At 34.2% G+C, this 16,390-nt stretch carries 17 protein-coding genes, 3 pseudogenes and 1 other annotated feature; of the genes and pseudogenes, 12 read left to right on the top strand and 8 right to left on the bottom strand.

Going from position 1 to position 16,390, the window contains the following annotated elements:
* Positions 1–13 precede the first annotated feature (13 nt).
* The 4 genes and pseudogenes from MHH66_RS11720 (at position 14) to MHH66_RS11735 (ending at position 1,779) form a co-directional block, all read left to right on the top strand.
* Positions 14–202, top strand: coding sequence for a hypothetical protein (locus tag MHH66_RS11720; protein WP_016101154.1), 189 nt, complete (start codon positions 14–16; stop codon positions 200–202).
* Positions 203–412: 210 nt separating this feature from the next.
* On the top strand, positions 413–997 hold the full coding sequence (locus MHH66_RS11725) for an SMI1/KNR4 family protein (protein ID WP_078184929.1): 585 nt from the start codon (positions 413–415) through the stop codon (positions 995–997).
* A gap of 198 nt (positions 998–1,195) precedes the next feature.
* A pseudogene (locus tag MHH66_RS11730) lies at positions 1,196–1,360 on the top strand (DUF3887 domain-containing protein); the annotation flags it as partial.
* Between the two features lie 107 nt (positions 1,361–1,467).
* Positions 1,468–1,779: a hypothetical protein gene (locus MHH66_RS11735; RefSeq protein ID WP_002190010.1), complete on the top strand. Its 312-nt coding sequence runs from the start codon at positions 1,468–1,470 to the stop codon at positions 1,777–1,779.
* Positions 1,780–1,820: 41 nt separating this feature from the next.
* Here MHH66_RS11735 and MHH66_RS11740 read toward each other — a convergent pair whose 3' ends face one another.
* From MHH66_RS11740 to MHH66_RS11750, 3 genes and pseudogenes are all read right to left on the bottom strand, one after another.
* Positions 1,821–2,036 carry a helix-turn-helix domain-containing protein gene (locus MHH66_RS11740; protein WP_000974615.1) on the bottom strand — a complete coding sequence of 72 codons (216 nt, stop codon included), beginning with the start codon at positions 2,034–2,036 and terminating at the stop codon, positions 1,821–1,823.
* 10 nt (positions 2,037–2,046) lie between these two features.
* A complete protein-coding gene (locus MHH66_RS11745) occupies positions 2,047–2,529 on the bottom strand; it encodes a DUF2975 domain-containing protein (protein ID WP_002032872.1) in 483 nt (160 codons plus the stop codon).
* 519 nt (positions 2,530–3,048) lie between these two features.
* Positions 3,049–3,228, bottom strand: a pseudogene (locus tag MHH66_RS11750) (hypothetical protein); the annotation flags it as partial.
* 126 nt (positions 3,229–3,354) lie between these two features.
* Between MHH66_RS11750 and MHH66_RS11755 the strand changes: the two are divergent.
* Complete coding sequence (locus MHH66_RS11755; RefSeq protein ID WP_078184930.1) at positions 3,355–4,386, top strand: fatty acid desaturase; 1,032 nt, start codon at positions 3,355–3,357, stop codon at positions 4,384–4,386.
* 470 nt (positions 4,387–4,856) lie between these two features.
* Here MHH66_RS11755 and proC read toward each other — a convergent pair whose 3' ends face one another.
* Positions 4,857–5,675 (bottom strand): pyrroline-5-carboxylate reductase, encoded by an 819-nt coding sequence (gene proC, locus MHH66_RS11760; RefSeq protein ID WP_078184931.1) that lies wholly within the window; start codon positions 5,673–5,675, stop codon positions 4,857–4,859.
* A 381-nt stretch (positions 5,676–6,056) separates the two neighbouring features.
* Positions 6,057–6,267: a binding site (T-box leader), on the top strand.
* A 144-nt stretch (positions 6,268–6,411) separates the two neighbouring features.
* Between proC and proB the strand changes: the two genes are divergently transcribed.
* Together proB and MHH66_RS11770 are read left to right on the top strand one after the other, a co-directional pair.
* On the top strand, positions 6,412–7,515 hold the full coding sequence (proB, locus tag MHH66_RS11765; protein WP_063218335.1) for a glutamate 5-kinase: 1,104 nt from the start codon (positions 6,412–6,414) through the stop codon (positions 7,513–7,515).
* Between the two features lie 123 nt (positions 7,516–7,638).
* Complete coding sequence (locus MHH66_RS11770; protein ID WP_078184932.1) at positions 7,639–8,886, top strand: glutamate-5-semialdehyde dehydrogenase; 1,248 nt, start codon at positions 7,639–7,641, stop codon at positions 8,884–8,886.
* Positions 8,887–9,258: 372 nt separating this feature from the next.
* On the opposite strand, the gene MHH66_RS11775 is transcribed toward MHH66_RS11770, so the two are convergent.
* From MHH66_RS11775 to MHH66_RS11785, 3 genes and pseudogenes are all read right to left on the bottom strand, one after another.
* Positions 9,259–9,687 carry a DUF4367 domain-containing protein gene (locus tag MHH66_RS11775; protein ID WP_340866815.1) on the bottom strand — a complete coding sequence of 143 codons (429 nt, stop codon included), beginning with the start codon at positions 9,685–9,687 and terminating at the stop codon, positions 9,259–9,261.
* Between the two features lie 379 nt (positions 9,688–10,066).
* The gene (locus MHH66_RS11780) at positions 10,067–11,260 is read right to left on the bottom strand and encodes a nucleoside transporter C-terminal domain-containing protein (RefSeq protein ID WP_063218338.1); all 1,194 of its coding nucleotides are present in this window, start codon (positions 11,258–11,260) and stop codon (positions 10,067–10,069) included.
* Positions 11,261–11,474: 214 nt separating this feature from the next.
* Positions 11,475–11,671: pseudogene (locus MHH66_RS11785) on the bottom strand (helix-turn-helix domain-containing protein); the annotation flags it as partial.
* Between MHH66_RS11785 and MHH66_RS11790 the strand changes: the two are divergent.
* Positions 11,628–11,777: a hypothetical protein gene (locus MHH66_RS11790; protein ID WP_164081455.1), complete on the top strand. Its 150-nt coding sequence runs from the start codon at positions 11,628–11,630 to the stop codon at positions 11,775–11,777. The pseudogene MHH66_RS11785 and the gene MHH66_RS11790 overlap by 44 nt on opposite strands.
* 236 nt (positions 11,778–12,013) lie before the next feature.
* Here MHH66_RS11790 and MHH66_RS11795 read toward each other — a convergent pair whose 3' ends face one another.
* Positions 12,014–12,505, bottom strand: a complete 492-nt coding sequence (locus MHH66_RS11795) for a DinB family protein (RefSeq protein ID WP_078184933.1) — start codon at positions 12,503–12,505, stop codon at positions 12,014–12,016.
* 355 nt (positions 12,506–12,860) lie between these two features.
* On the opposite strand from MHH66_RS11795, the gene MHH66_RS11800 reads away from it, so the two are divergent.
* The 4 genes from MHH66_RS11800 to MHH66_RS11815 all read left to right on the top strand — a co-directional run bounded on the left by MHH66_RS11800 (position 12,861) and on the right by MHH66_RS11815 (position 16,207).
* Entirely contained in the window at positions 12,861–13,904 is a 1,044-nt protein-coding gene (locus MHH66_RS11800) for an ArsR/SmtB family transcription factor (protein ID WP_002032857.1), read from the top strand.
* A 57-nt stretch (positions 13,905–13,961) separates the two neighbouring features.
* On the top strand, positions 13,962–15,176 hold the full coding sequence (locus tag MHH66_RS11805; RefSeq protein ID WP_078184934.1) for an MFS transporter: 1,215 nt from the start codon (positions 13,962–13,964) through the stop codon (positions 15,174–15,176).
* Positions 15,177–15,273: 97 nt separating this feature from the next.
* Positions 15,274–15,600 carry a heme-degrading monooxygenase HmoA gene (gene hmoA / locus MHH66_RS11810; protein WP_000469495.1) on the top strand — a complete coding sequence of 109 codons (327 nt, stop codon included), beginning with the start codon at positions 15,274–15,276 and terminating at the stop codon, positions 15,598–15,600.
* 184 nt (positions 15,601–15,784) lie between these two features.
* The gene (locus tag MHH66_RS11815) at positions 15,785–16,207 is read left to right on the top strand and encodes a VOC family protein (RefSeq protein ID WP_063218341.1); all 423 of its coding nucleotides are present in this window, start codon (positions 15,785–15,787) and stop codon (positions 16,205–16,207) included.
* Positions 16,208–16,390 lie beyond the last annotated feature (183 nt).

Here is a 16,390-nt window from a genome sequence, read left to right on the forward strand (position 1 = left end):
GGATGGTAGGAACATGATTCCAAATATAGAACTAGGTATCAAAACGGTAAAGGGTCAAGACTTAAAATTAGGTGATATATTAAGTGCAGATGGGTTAATAGACACAGTTGTAGTAATAGACGAAGAAGGTAACTTACATACACAAGTAAATAGTGAACCATCAATGGCATTCGAGTTAGAAGGTTTTATCATAGTAGAGTGAAAATGACCTAATTTTGATATTTACAGACATATTTCAAGTGGGAAAATATGCTCAACTCACCCTATCAATAATTACAATGGGATTATCTGCTTACATTTGCTTGAACAAAAAGATGAAATGAGGCTTTCGATAAAAGTGAATAATCTTATTTATGTTAGGTATATAGACTAATAAAAAAATTTTATATTTTATTATTGGGAGGACGAAATAATGGATTTGGTAAACAAATTTTTAAACGGCTTGAGAGCAGCATTATCAACAGATGATCTCGAGGCACTAAATAAAGCGTACGGTGCTACAAAAGATGATATTGATACATTAAGGTCAGAATATCCAAATTGTCCAGAATCACTAATCTCTTTACTTGAAAATATTGATGGTACATATTGGCGGAAATATGGAGAAAACAAAGTTGCGGTATGTATTTTAGGCTCAGATGTTGAAGAGTATCCATATTATTTGCTTTCTACACAGCAGATGTTCGAAAGTTCAAAAGAAGAAGAAGACGTCTCTTATCTTTTAGAATACCAAGATGACGAGGATACTGTTGATTCTAAGATAAATCCAAAAGGACTTCTCCCTGGCACTTATATTCATTTTTCAGACTGTATGAACAATGGTGGAACATCAAGACTCTATATTGATTTTAACCCTTCTGATGAAGGTGTATGTGGTCAAATAATTCGTTTTTTGCACGACCCTGATGAATATGAAGTGATTGCAAACAGCTTTAATGAGTATTTACAGAATCTTATTGATGGTGATTTTAATTTTCTAGAAGAAGAATCTCAATAATTTGTGAAGAATTACACTTCAACTAATGGGAGCTTTAGTTGAACAAGATTTAAACAAATTTATTATTTATATTTGTCTACAAACTCATTTAAAAGGTTAGAAATTAAACAACTTTAAAGAGCCTTACTACAATATGATTTGTAGCGAGGCTCTTATATTTTTAAATCAGAATTAAATAACATTATTATCACTTTACATGTAATTGAAAAAGCTGGTATATTCGAAAAGATTGAAAAAAAGTCGATTGAAGAAAAAGATGGTTTATATACTGTTGTTCTTGTAGCAAAATATAGTAAAGAACAACGTACCTTTATCATAACTTATAACGCTAAAGAAGAAATAGCAGGTTTATATATTAAATAAAAAACAGATACAGTGGAAGTTTCCACTGTATCTGTTTTTTTGTTTTAACCAAATTATGGTTATTCGCGCTAATATGAACACATAGCTATATAAAAGGGGTGGGTATTATGAAAACCGAAATAGTTCCCAAAAAGAAGTACAGTATAATAAGCTATATATCTTTACTCATCGGAATTATGTGTTTTTTATTCGTTTTTATAACTCCGACGAGAATAGCGAATGCGGGAAATATAGTTGGAGATTATGTAACGATTGCTCTTACAGGTGTAGGTATTATACTTTCAATAATCACAATGACGAAAAAAACAGAGAAAAAGGGGATAGCTATTATTTCATTAGTACTGTCCTCATCATTTTTTATATTTTGGATCATCGCAATTATTTTAGTTTTGACGGGTCAAGTTAGCTTCGCGCCGTAATGAGCAATAAAAAGAGTCCTTCATTAATAGAAGGACTCTTTTTATTCGGTATCTTCAGGTTGATATTCTAAAATATCCCCAGGTTGGCATTCTAATGCTTTACAAATAGCATCTAAAGTTGTAATTCTAATTGCTTTTGCTTTTCCATTTTTTAATATAGAAAGGTTAGCCATTGTAATTCCAACCTTCTCCGAAAGCTCTGTTACACTCATTTTTCTTTTAGCTAACATTACATCAATATTAATTATTATTGCCATGTTATTCACCTCAGACCGTTAAATCATTTTCTGATTTTATATCTATCGCATCTTTTAAAAGTCTTTGGAGAACGGCAGCAAAGACTGCGATAACCATTGAAGCAAAGATTAGGAGCATGCCAAGTATAATAATACCAGGTGCGTCATCTCTCTCTGCTACAAGATAGAAGAGTGGCATACCTACCACATATAAAATACTGATTGTTACTGCGCAGTTTTTTATCTTTTTTAAAGCCCTAACAGATAATTTCGAGAAAGCGTTACCCTTGTCAATGAAGCTTACAAGTTTAAAGGCTTGATATAGAGCAAAATAAAAAGGTATCACGGTTGCATATAGATTGATTAAAACAAGATATTTTATAAATGCAATATCCGGGAACAATTCCGCTGCATATTTCCCTATGTTAGGAACTAAAAATATACATAAAGCAAGAACAGGGATTCCAATCAGAATAATAGCTGTCTTTAAAAAGAGTGTTGATCCTTGTTTCATATGAAGCACCTCATTTATTAATTATCTATTTAATCTAACATGAAATTTATCGTTTAACAATAAATTTTTATTTATTATAATCTTGTTTTTATTGCTAAACCAATTTGAATTTTAGATGAAAATAAAAAGTGCACTCTTTATAAAAAAGGGCGCCAAACAAATAGATTTCCTGAAATAAAAAAGTATGATGAATATGGTGATATATATCATTGTTCCTTTGACGGAATATAGTGAAGATAATCGTTCCTTCTTCCTGTAAATGATGTTATGTTAAAAGTAACGATTAAGTCTTTCTTATCCCGCCTTTAGAATTTATTCAACTGCTACAAGTAATTGAATAGTAAAACGCCCGATTATCCTTTAGATTACGGGAAATCAGCTTTTTATATACAAGATCGCTTAGTGCACGTTATCAAGACATAAATTCAAAAAACGCTTAAAATATCAAGCTCTTAACATATTGTATATAACTAATATGTTAGGAGCTTTTATTTTTGATAATGATTATTACAATTACTATTACGATAGTTGATTAACCATACTTTCTAAAAATTTGTCTGCTTTTTTTGATGTATCCGGCGTATGATAACCGATCGTAAATGTAAGCCTTCCATTAAATGAGCTTACTCTCATTGTAAAGGATGGTGCATACATAATAGGTGATGACATATAACCGTCCTCAGCTTGAACTTCACCAAACTAAATAAGTGTATTTGCTATCACCCTAAAAAATTTATACCCTGAACATAATACCTACTACTAACAATTTTGATTCATTTCTGTTATAATATGAATTAGCAACATAAAGGAAAGGAATTAGAAAAAATGACATTACAAAATACTAAAAATTTAAAAAAACAAGTTGCTCCTTTTGAAAAATCAACGGCAAAAAAAAGTGTTTGGCAAATCATCAATACGGTAGTGCCATTTATTATCTTATGGTACCTTGCTTATAAAAGTTTGTCCGTTTCTTATTGGTTAGCATTAGTTCCAGCTGTGTTAGCCGCTGGATTTATGACACGGGTTTTCATTATTTTTCATGATTGTACCCATCATTCTTTCTTTAAAAGCCGTCGTGTAAATAGAATAGTAGGGACATGTATGGGTGTTTTAACTTTATTCCCGTTTGATCAATGGGGGCATGAGCATTCCGTTCATCACGCTACAAGTGGTAATTTGGATAAGCGAGGTACAGGAGATATTTGGACACTTACAGTGAATGAATATTTGGCAGCGCCATTTAGACTCCGTTTAGCATATCGTTTATATCGCAACCCATTCGTTATGTTTGGATTAGGCCCGATTTATGTTTTCCTACTTAAAAATAGATTTAACAGAAAAGGTGCTAGAAAGAAGGAACGCATGAACACCTATTTGACGAATGTGTTAATCGTTGCTTTAGTAGGGTTACTTTGCTGGACACTCGGATGGCAATCGTTTCTTTTAGTACACGGTTCCATATTCTTAATAGCAGGTTCAATAGGTATTTGGCTGTTTTACGTACAGCACACATTCGAGGATTCTTATTTTGAAGAAGATAAAGATTGGGAATATGTGAAAGCGGCAGTGGAAGGAAGTTCGTTTTATAAACTTCCCAAAATCCTGCAATTTTTAACTGGTAATATTGGATTTCATCATGTTCACCATTTAAGTCCAAGAGTACCTAACTATAAACTAGAAGAGGCACACAATAATACGCTTCCTTTAAAAAATGTACCAACGATTACTCTTGCTACAAGCTTGCGGTCAATTCGTTTCCGTCTTTGGGATGAGCAAAACAACAATTTTGTTACCTTTAAAGACGTCAAAAAATTAGTAAAAAACAATGTTTCTGTTCCAGTAAAATCAGAACTATAACTTCACCACATATAACTGACTCCCCTTAATCATTTTTGACTTAAGGGGAGTTTTTGTTTAACTAGTAGATGTACGATATGGAGAAAACTTAAATGATTTAAATTGTAATGGAGGTGGATTAGGAAACAGGCATTAATAAAGGAGACAGTAAATATGTTATGTTAACAATGTGAAGCGTTTGATACCACAACTTTTTTAATGAATATCATGCTTCGTCTCTGAGAATATTTCAATAGACAGGAAATGATGTAAACGTAATACCAAAGTATCTTAATCTGCAAAACAAATAACAATAAGAGTTATAAAGTTATTTTGAGATAATAAAATGCAAAACGGACAAACTCAATTATTCATGAATTTGTCCGTTTATCTTTTAGTGGAAACAGGGGAGTATGTAAACCACATGTGCATAAAGTGTAAAGCTGTTTAAAGATTTGTGTATTCAGCTAATCTGGTCTTTTTTGCAGTTGTTACTTTTTAGTTTGACCGGATAGTTCAACAGACTTTTGCGTACAACGCTGCATAGCTGAAATGATGGCTGTTCGTAAGCCTTTTTCCTCTAATGTTGCTACAGCTTCTATAGTTGTTCCGCCAGGGGAACAAACCATATCTTTCAATTCACCTGGATGTATGCCTGTTTCTAGTACCATTTTTGCAGAGCCTAACACAGCTTGAGCTGCGAATTTATATGCTTGATTTCTTGGCATACCATCTAATACAGCTGCATCTGCCATTGCTTCTATAATCATATATACATATGCTGGCGAAGAACCACTTACAGATGTTACAACATCCATTAATTTTTCACTTACGATCTCCGTTTGACCAAAACTATTGAAAAGGATTAATACATCTTCTAAATCTTTTTCTGTCACCATTTCATTAGGACATAGCGCAGACATTCCTTCTCCAACAAGAGCAGGTGTATTAGGCATTACTCGTACAACCTTCAACTTTTTATCAAAAGCATCTTCAGTACTTTTAATGCTTTTTCCTGCAGCGATCGTTACGACGATAACATCGTTTTTTATCACTTCTTTTATTTCGTTAATTATTGATGCGTATAGGTCTGGTTTAATTGATAAAATTAAAATATCAGCATTTTTAGCTACTTCATTGTTGTCAGTTGTTGTAGTTAGTCCATATTTTTCACTAGCATTTTTTAAATTCGTAGTGTTTAAATCTGAACAAATGATTTTATTTGAAGACACTATATTTTTGTTTATCATCCCGCCAATCATAGCCATTCCCATATTTCCGCATCCGATGAATCCAATTTGTTTGTCCATAATAACTCAATCTGGCTCCTTTTATCATAAATTATATCGGTTTCAAATTATTATTCTAAAATAACAATAACATCCAAGTGCAATATAAAGAAACATTCTAAGAGAATACGTTCTTTTTTGCAATACAAAAAATAAAGAAATCAATTTTATTCTGTACTAAACAAGTGCATTCTCAATTATTTAATATTTTATGTTATTTACTATTTGGTAACGTTTAAAAGCATGTTGGAGAATAGGTATAGTTATATCAACTTTTTCTAGATATGGTGATATTCATAAGTGTGTACATAATTTCATACTTAAAGCTTGTCGCTCTATTCATTTTGCAAAATACCTCTTGACACAAAAACGAAATATATAGCATAATATAAAAAATCAAATGGAAAATCGTTGAAGGGAAATAGTACATATGTCTTCTTGCGAAAGAGAGTGGAATTCACCGGCTGAAAGATTCCTCGTATAGAATGTATCGAACCTATCCCTGAGTCTTAAATGAAAGTTTAGGCGTACGCCTGCGTTATAGGCGCCAAGTGGATATCTGTGTATATCAATTAAGGTGGTACCGCGGAACAATGACCGTTTCGTCCTTTTTATTTTATTAAGGGCGAAGCGGTCATTTTTATTTTGCCCTCTAATACTATAGGTGCAGCATTGATGAGGATAGACATAGCTGCAAACTGTATAAATAAAAGTGTAATTTATAAAAACTTTGATTTTAGACTTGGGGGATAAAAAAGTGAAAAAACAACGAATTGTTGTAAAGATTGGGAGCAGTTCCTTGGCAGCAAGTCATGGAGGCATCTCTAAAGAACAACTTTCAGATCACGTTGCTGCATTGGCACGATTGAAAGAGGAAGGGCATGAAGTTTTGTTGATTACATCTGGGGCAGTCGCTGCAGGTTTTTCTGCTCTAGGGTATTCTAGTAGACCTGTTACAATTAAAGGGAAACAGGCTGCTGCTGCTGTCGGACAAAGTTTATTAATGCAGGCATACACGGAGGAATTCCGTAAATATGGTATCGTTACTGCACAACTTTTACTAACGAGAAGTGATTTTTCTAGAAAAGAACAATACAGTAACGCTTACGCTACTTTAGGAGAGCTACTAAACCGTTCCGCTCTTCCAATAATCAATGAAAATGATTCCATTTCTTTAGAAGAGCTGACGTTCGGTGATAATGATATGCTGTCAGCTTTAGTAAGCGGACTTGTTTCGGCAGATATGCTCATGATTTTTACCGATGTGAACGGTTTATATGACCAAAATCCTCAGAAAAATGCGGATGCGAAAAAATATCATTTCCTTCCTGAGGTAACGGAAGAAATTGCTTCTCTTGCAGGAGATGCTGGCTCAAAACTTGGGACTGGCGGTATGAAATCAAAAATCGATGCTGCAAAGACGGTACTATCTCTTGGAGTGAGTGTATTTATCGGAACGGGATGTGGACAGGAGAAGTTTTTAGATGTTATGAAGGGCAAAGGTGATGGAACATATATCGGGAATGCTCCTCAAAAAGTGATTAAGATGAACAAGCAATGGATCGCCTTGCATTCGCTTGTTAGCGGACAAATTGAAGTAGATGCGGGGGCAGCCACTGCCATCATTCAACATGGAAAGAGTTTACTTCCTGCTGGTGTTACTAGTGTGTCTGGATTTTTCCAAGTGGATGAAGTCGTGGAAGTAATTACGCAACAAGGGCGCGTAATAGGAAAAGGACAATGCACATATAGCGCAGAGGAACTAAGGAATTTAAAAGGTATGCAAAGCCAAGATATTCAAGCAAGAGGCGAAAGGCATAATTATGAAGTCATCCATAGGGATCATTGGGTTTCATTTTAAGAATAGCGAGGGCAGAGTCCACTGCTCAAATTCTTTAATTCCATAGGCGGGAAACAATTAGTTGGTGGAGATAAACGGGTCTTGAATTTTTACTTATTAACTTTTTAAAAGGAGGAAATAAAAATGAATGAAGTGGTGGCAAAGGGGAAAAAGGCGAAAGAGGTTGCTCGAGAACTTGTTCTTAAATCTACGAGTCAAAAAAACGAAGCACTTGCTGCGATTGCTGATCAGATGATAGTAGAAACAGCTTATATTTTAGAGGAAAACAAACGGGATATTGAAGAAGGGAAGGCAAAAGGATTTTCTGATTCTCTTCTTGATCGTCTTATGCTGAATGAACAGCGTATCATTGATATGACTGAAGGTATTAAGCAACTAATTGATTTACGTGATCCTGTTGGAGAATGTGTTAGTGCATGGGAACGACCAAATGGACTGTCTATTCAGGAGATGCGCGTACCACTTGGTGTTGTCGGAATGATTTACGAGGCAAGGCCGAATGTGACAGTGGATGCTGCTACAATTTGCTTAAAAACAGGAAACGCAGTAATACTACGTGGTAGTTCTTCTGCTATTCATTCTAACAAAGCCATCGTTAGCGTTATTCACCGGGCGCTCAAACAAACAAGCTTGCCTTCAGAAAGTGTGCAGCTCATAGAAGATACAACGCGCGATAGTGCAAAGCAGTTGTTTACATTGAATGAGTACTTGGATGTTCTTATCCCAAGAGGCGGCAAGCAGTTAATAGATACTGTAGTGAGAGAAGCATCTGTTCCAGTACTTGAAACAGGTGCGGGAAATTGTCATATTTTTATTGATGAAACAGCGGATAAACAAATGGCATTTAATATTATTATAAACGCAAAAACGCAGCGTCCATCTGTATGTAATGCAATAGAAACGATTGTACTTCATGAGAAGTGGGCGCAGCAATTTGGTAGCGAGCTGTTTTCTTCTTTGAAGGAAAGAGGCGTGGAGCTACGTGGAGATAGTAAAGCATTGGCAATTGATTCTTCTATTGCATTAGCTTCAGAAGAAGACTGGGAAACAGAGTTTTTATCTCTCACACTGGCAGTTAAAGTGGTTTCCACTACGGAAGAAGCGATTCATCATATAAATACGTATGGATCCATGCATTCCGAAGCGATTATTACAGAGAACGAGGGAAATGTCAGCAAGTTTTTCACATCTGTTGATGCCGCGGCACTTTATCATAATGCATCGACTCGTTTTACAGATGGATCTGAATTCGGATTCGGTGCAGAAATTGGCATTAGTACACAAAAGCTACACGTAAGGGGACCAATGGGGCTACCTGCATTAACTTCTACAAAATATGTGATTCGTGGAAATGGTCAGATTCGAAGATAAAAGACACGCAATTAGTTTTATATATGAGTAAGGACAGTAAGGGACGATGTTCCTAATGTCCTTTTTTTATGCATAATTTTAGATTGGTAATAAAAGGTAGTTTAAGGAATTTACCTAAAAAATGAATGCTTAGCTTAGTAAAAGGTCGTGGATGAAGAAAACAAAAAACTAAAAAAGACAATGCCATTTTACTTGGTAAATTGTCAAAATTGTAGACGTAGTAAAGGAGGATCGGCGCATTTTGAAAAAACAAGCTAAGACAAAAATACAATAAGCTGCCCATATGGACAGCTTATTTACATAATTTTCGATATAGGAAGTTATTGTATTTAATTTATTCAATACTTATTATTGCTCTATAAGTAAATAACGTTAATTCATTGACCTTGCGATTTCTAGCATTTTTTCCTTTGGTAATCTTGTACTTTGCATTTTTACATATGTTCCAGCTTGTGTCCAACAGAGTAAACCACCTGTAATGAGTTCTCCATTCTTGTCCAGTGTTCCACTATTTCCCCATGCTGAAAAATAACCTTTATTTCCGTTAATCAAAATTTGTTCAGCATGGGTGAAGTCTTTATCAGATAATGGAATTCTCCTACTCAAGTGAATAGCAACCATTAGCTTTGTATCCTTGCTATCCATATAATGTAGGCTTATCCAAGGAGATGTTTTTGTATCTAATGTCCAATCATCTGGAATCTTTTTTGGAGATAAAATAGTGAAATTAACTTTTTTCTGTATTTCTGGAATAGTAGTGCTGTTGTGATTATACTTAATTTCTTTAGCAATGATTGTCATTGGGTAACTAATTAAAAGTATTAAGGTAATGAATAAACGAAATGGAGCTATCAATTTATTACCTCGATTCTAATTTGATTTTCTGACAGGTAGTATTTCCAAACTATTATTTTTTATTAAATAACCTGTCTCTTTTGTTTAACGAGGAATTATGTATATTTCATACATATTCAGTTAACGCATCATTATCGGTAGAGAGGAAAAAGAAGGACCCTGTAAAGTAGTATTCAATTTTTTGGATGAATATAGAGCGACCTAAATAAAAGGAGCCTCTATCAAAAGTTACTTAGTAATTTTTGATAGAGGCTGTTAATTATAATACTTAATTGTAGTTATATATCTTTAACATATAGTGAGTGTCTTTTATTTTAAAGATTATTTACCATACAAATAGCCCAACGAGCATAGCGCTTAATAAGGAAACAGCCATTCCGCTAACAAGAAGCTTCCAAACATTTTTACCGATTATTGATGATTTTTCCCCGCCAAATAATGAATTGTAAGTTCCATAAATCATACCTACTGTACTAAAGTTTGCAAAAGAAGCTAGAAATGTAGTTGCAACTGCAATTGTATGTGGCTGTAAAGATTTTAGATTTGATTTTAAATCCATCATTGCAACAAATTCATTCGTTGTTATTTTTATCCCCATCAATTCAGCTACATACATAGCATCTTTGCCTGTTAAACCGAGTAAAAAAGCAAAGGGACTAAAGATAATAGAGAAGATTTTTTGAATTGTTAAATCTGTTACAAAAAAGCTCAAAATACCATTTAAACATGCTGTTAATGCTACATACCCAATTACCATCGCTAAAATAACAATAACCATATTCATCCCAACTAACATACTGTTTGAAATAGTAGAAAAGAAATCTTTTTTTTCATTTTTTGAAGGTGAATAAATAACATCGTCTTCTTTAGTAACTTCTACAGGATTTAAAACATTAGCCAAGATTAATGCGTTAATACAGTTTAAAGGAATAGCGCTGAAAATATATGTTGCTGGAACCATTGATAGATAAGCACCAAGAATGGATCCGCTGACGCTACTCATACTCATAATTCCAAAAGTCAACAAACGATTTTCTTTTAACACAGATAATTGATCACGAACAACTGCAAGTGCTTCCGTATTTCCTAAAAACATCATTTGAATGGAAAAGAAGCTTTCTAACTTTGGTAAACGAGAAATCTTTGAAATGATTGCACCAACTTTATCAATAATCCAAGTTAAGATTCCAAAATACGAAAGAATATCAAAAAAAGTGATAACAAAAATGATAGGAAGTAATGCGCTAAAGAAGAAATCAACTGTTTGATTTTCCATAGCTGAAGGAAATGCAAATCGAATTCCTTCATTCGCACATGATAGTAGCCAACTGAAAAATGACGCAATTTTATTAATGATAATACTGCCCAATTTCGTGCCTAACATAAACCACGTAATAAAAAGCTCCAATATTATTAGAATAACGATTGGTCTCCATTTTATTTTTCTTTTATTAGGCGAACATAGGAAAACGATTAATATTACAACGAAAATCCCTAACATATTTAATATGAAATGCATGTCAACAACTCCTTGAGGCTTATTATTTGTATATAAAAAAGCCCCTATTCTTCCAAATTTGGATTATGATCAGAAGTTATGAAGAGTGTAAATTATGTTTGGGATTAATCTATTTCAATTTATGTACTAAAAATTAATGTTTTTTCGCTTTATAAAGGATATGTATTAATAATGTAAAGCAACAAAATAAATCTATTGGTAGAACGAAGGACAATTAATAGCTGCATCCATTTTTAAATTGTTTAGGTGAAATACCAGTATATTTTTTAAAGATCTTTGTAAAATGACTTTGGCACGCTGAATATATTCATTTAGAGAAATTCTAACTTCCTTTTTGAAAAGGGAAGATAGATAACTGGGGTTTAATGTGACTATTTCTGCTAGATGGGATAGTGATGCTTCTGAAATGATGAACTATATGCTATTACGAGCATTAGTGAACTTTAGCGCAGGTGCTTTTACAGAAGAAATGTTGAATGAAATAATTGGGCTATTGAACGATGCACAAATGAATTAATAAGCGGTGAATGCAAGGAAGTTAGGCGGGAGATAATGGCCCGTAAATGCCTAATTAAAGTTTTACTTTATCCATTGAACATTCTTTGTTGAATTTTAATTAAGCTTAATAAATCATTGCAGGACGTTTCTCCAGCATGCAAAAAGGCAAATGAGAGTTAGAATCTCATTTGCTTTTTTTGTACTTATTCTGCTAAATGTAGAATCATATGCTTGTCTATCATCTTTAATCATTGCTTATAAATATGAACGATGAGATGGCCATGAACCTTGGAGTTTACGAAGTTGTATAATTTGACCTGTATGATAAGCATCATGCAATAGGATATTCAGATATTGTTGCCAAACTGGTAGAGAAGGACTTGATTGATCCAGTTCTGTTTCTTGAAGGGATGTTAATAAAGATTGTAAGGCATCATGTACTTGAAGCGTTCGCTTCACTGTTTGTTGCCACGCTTCATCATCATTAGGTCCACCTTGGACAAACGTGTCATCATTATTTTGTGGAGCAACAAATGTGTCATCCTGATGTAAGCGGGAAAGTAAGCGCTCTTTAAAGGTTAGTAAATGGTTTGCATTTTCCCAAATCGTATTACTGGCCTTTCCTTCTGGGTGCCAACATGCTTGTGCAGCGGTAAGATTCTTTAACGCTTCTGATATCGGTGGGTACCATTCTTCTTCGTAAAAAACTTGCTTGACCCCATTTTGTAATATTTCTTTTTTACCCATTCGTATAGCCTCCTTAACTATGAGATAGACCAACAATAAGTGTTAGAGAAATTAGGTAGAAACGTACCTACTTATCATCTGATTGATGTTTGGAAGTTTCTAAAAGAACAATACGGCGCCGTTGTAGTAATTGCAGAAATAAACTTATGCTTTCAAAATCATTTTTATAAACGTAATAAATTCTCCTTTCTCTTCAATAAACCTGCCTCATAGTTGAACAGGAAAATTAACTATAGCTTAAATTTAAAAACTTGTAGCAATATAAAGTTTCAGAAAGTTTTAAAATTCTAAAAAATTAGAAGGTATAATTCGATAAATATAGAATTTAATGCATAGCAAATAAGGAGGAGATAAAATGGAAGTCTTTCACGTAACGAGTAGAAAGAGGGAAACGTACAACGTTCAAATGAAGTATTCGATACTTTTCGAATGTGCACTTGGCATTGCGGCAATTACTCATAAGAGGTTAATCGATACTCTTGAAAAGACTCAAAGTGAATGGGAAGAAATTAGAAAATCGTTACCTCATGAAATGATAGAACATTTACAATTTGTCGAGAGGCATAATACGTGGAAAGCGTTGCTACAGTTACTGTATGATGGAGATTTTACGGATTTAACTCAGTTTATTCATAATATCAATTCGTTATCGGAAGTAGATTTTAAATATGTGTGTTTACCGTTTTTAGGAGAAATCCATCAAGAAAAAAGACGTTTAGCCGCAAGCGGAGAAGCATCTGTAATACACGAACTAAAGGAACTGACACATGATCATCAGTTTTTCTCTACGTATATAGAGTTTGTATGTCATGCCGATGTGCGTGAACTAAAAACGCATTTAATTGCCGTTATGACAGGGTGGTATGACAGTGTTGTTAAAAAAGAGGCAGAAAAAATTGTTTCTATACTAGAGCGAGATTATGAAGCGAAAAATGAAATGAATAAAAAGATGCAACCGGAAGAGTTTGTAGAGTGGGCAACAGGTGGCGTTACATATATGCCAGAGCCAAGTGTTCATCACGTACTTCTTATCCCGCAAATTACATACAGACCGTGGAACATAGAAGCTGATATTGAAGATACGAAAGTGTTTCATTATCCAGTCGCAAATGAAAGTATACATCCAGAAGATCCATATGAGCCGAGTTATTTTTTAGTTCATAAACATAAGGCGCTCGGGGATGAGGCAAGGCTTCGTATTGTAAAACTACTATTTGAACAAGAGCGTACGCTGCAAGAAATAACGGAAAGATTACAACTAGGAAAATCGACAGTACATCATCATTTGAAACTTTTACGTTCAGCAAAGTTAGTTGATATTCAAGACGGAAAATATGTGTTGCGAAAGAAAGCAGTGCAGTCTTTAGCGAAAGAATTAGATGCATTTTTGAATAGATAATATACAACGAGAATGTACATAAAGGGAGGAATTTAATAGAAAAGTTGGTGAGCTATAGTGAAGAGTGTATTGAAAAACCGTTCATTCTTTTTTATGTGGATAGGTAGTGCGATTTCGGAATTAGGCGGGGCTTTCGGGACGTTATGTAATTCAATTCTCGTTTATGAATTAACAGGATCAAAAACAGCATTAAGTAGCATGTGGTTACTATATTTTATCCCGTCTCTCATATTGCAACTTATAAGCGGTCCATATATTGATAAATGGAGCCGAAAGTGGATTATGATTTTTTCACAATGGATGCGGGCATCTGTTTTCTTACTGCCTTTGGCGATGCTAGTTACTAGCAGTATAGAAGTTTGGCACATTTACGTTGTCCAAATTATAGTTGGTCTCATTACGCCTCTTTATACCCCTGCGAGCCAAGCGATTACACCAACTGTTGTGAATAAAGAGCAGCTTCAAGATGCAAATGCGTATATAGATGGAATGACTCGTCTTATGATGTTTGTAGCGCCAGTATTAGGTGGTATCGTCATTCATTTTATTGGAATGAAGCTTACATTATTTTTTGTGTGCGTTTGTCTATTTATAAGTGGAGGATTATTACTTTTCATTACAGAAAAGAGGATAAAGCAAGAACTTCGAAAAACGTGGCTAGAAGAGTTTCTTCACGGCTTTACATACTTTTTCACAAAACCAATAATCGTTTGGCTCGGTATATTTCTTACTTTCGTTCAATTTGGAGTTGGGGTAACGATGGTTACAAACCTACCTTATATAAAAGATGAGCTGTCAGCGGGATATGCGGAGTACGGTTACTTCATGGCAGGTTTCCCACTTGGCTATGTAGTTGGATCAATATTAGTCGGAAAAGTAACATATAAAAGCCGGCGAATACTTATGCTTGGAGGATTGTTTATAGGTGGCCTTACATACATTTCTTTAGGGTTCAATCACAGTATTATAATTGCGGTAATTATTGAAGTAATTGCAGGTATTTGTATTTCATTTTTCAATGTTCATAATACGACGATATGCCAACAAACTGTCCCAAGTAATATGATAGGAAAAGTATTTTCAGTGCGATTATTTTTCATACGATCGGCAATGCCATTAGGTGTGTTATTAGGGGGAATACCGAGTGAAATGTGGGGAGTGAGAGTACCATACTTTATCATTGGCTCGATTATATGTGTCACTTCTTTAATAGGAATATTGCTTCCGTATTTCAAATTTTTAGATGAGGCGATTGAGGAGAAATCTGCATAATGCTAAAGATTCGAAACTTTATAATTGAAAATAATTATCATAATCAATTATAATAGAAGAATACTAGTATTCGTATTACAAAGAGGGAGTGGAATATATGTTTATCGAAACGAAGACATTTACAGTAAAAGAAGGTACATCTAATATAGTTGTAGAGCGTTTCACAGGAGAAGGAATTATTGAAAAATTTGAAGGATTCATCGACTTAAGTGTTCTCGTTAAAAAAGTAAGACGCGGAGACGAAGAAGTTGTAGTTATGATTCGCTGGGAATCGGAAGAAGCATGGAAGAACTGGGAAACGAGTGAAGAGCACTTAGCTGGACATAGAGCGGGCCGCGGTAAGCCAAAACCAGATCATATCATTAAGGTTGAGCACGGGGTTTATTATGTGAAATCATCGAAATCGGCTTATCAACAGTCGTAAGAATACATTTGTTTAATTATATTTTTTCGAATAAATAACCATCTATCTGCTTACTGATAGATGGTTATTTATATTGAATAAAGAGAATGATTCACATGTGATGTAAGAAGAATTAACGGACAGGTTAAAACTAGAAATGTTATAATATAAACTCGATCAGTGAGTAAGATTAGGAGGGACAGTAATGATTCAATCGATAGTTCATATTGCATTAGTAGTAAAAGACTATGACGAGGCAATAGAGTTTTATACAAAGAAACTAAATTTCACATTAGTTGAAGATATTTATCAGCTAGAAGAAAACAAACGTTGGGTAGTGGTATCTCCTCCAGGTTCAGTCGGCACCACAATATTACTAGCTAGGGCATCTAAACCTGAACAAGAGCCCTTTATTGGTAACCAATCAGGTGGTAGAGTTTTTCTTTTCTTAAATACTGACGATTTTTGGAGAGATTATAATGAAATGATTTCAAGAGGAATAGAATTTGTGAGAGAACCGAAAGAGCAATCATATGGAATTGTGGCAGTGTTTAAGGATTTATACGGGAATTTATGGGACCTCCTGCAACTAAAGGATGATCACCCAATTGCACAAAGAATTAAGTAGATTACTACGATTGACAGCCTTTATCGGTAAATTGAGATTCCGTGTCGAATCGTTCATATAATTTCATTCATTGTATTCCAAATGTTGCATTTTAAAAAACGTTCTAGACTATACGGAACACTTGAATATCTTTCCTTACATATGTAAGTGTTATTAATATGAGTATATATACCCTCTGCTTAA

This window comes from Bacillus sp. FSL H8-0492, assembly GCF_038006145.1.
Taxonomy (GTDB): Bacteria; Bacillota; Bacilli; order Bacillales; family Bacillaceae_G; genus Bacillus_A; species Bacillus_A mycoides.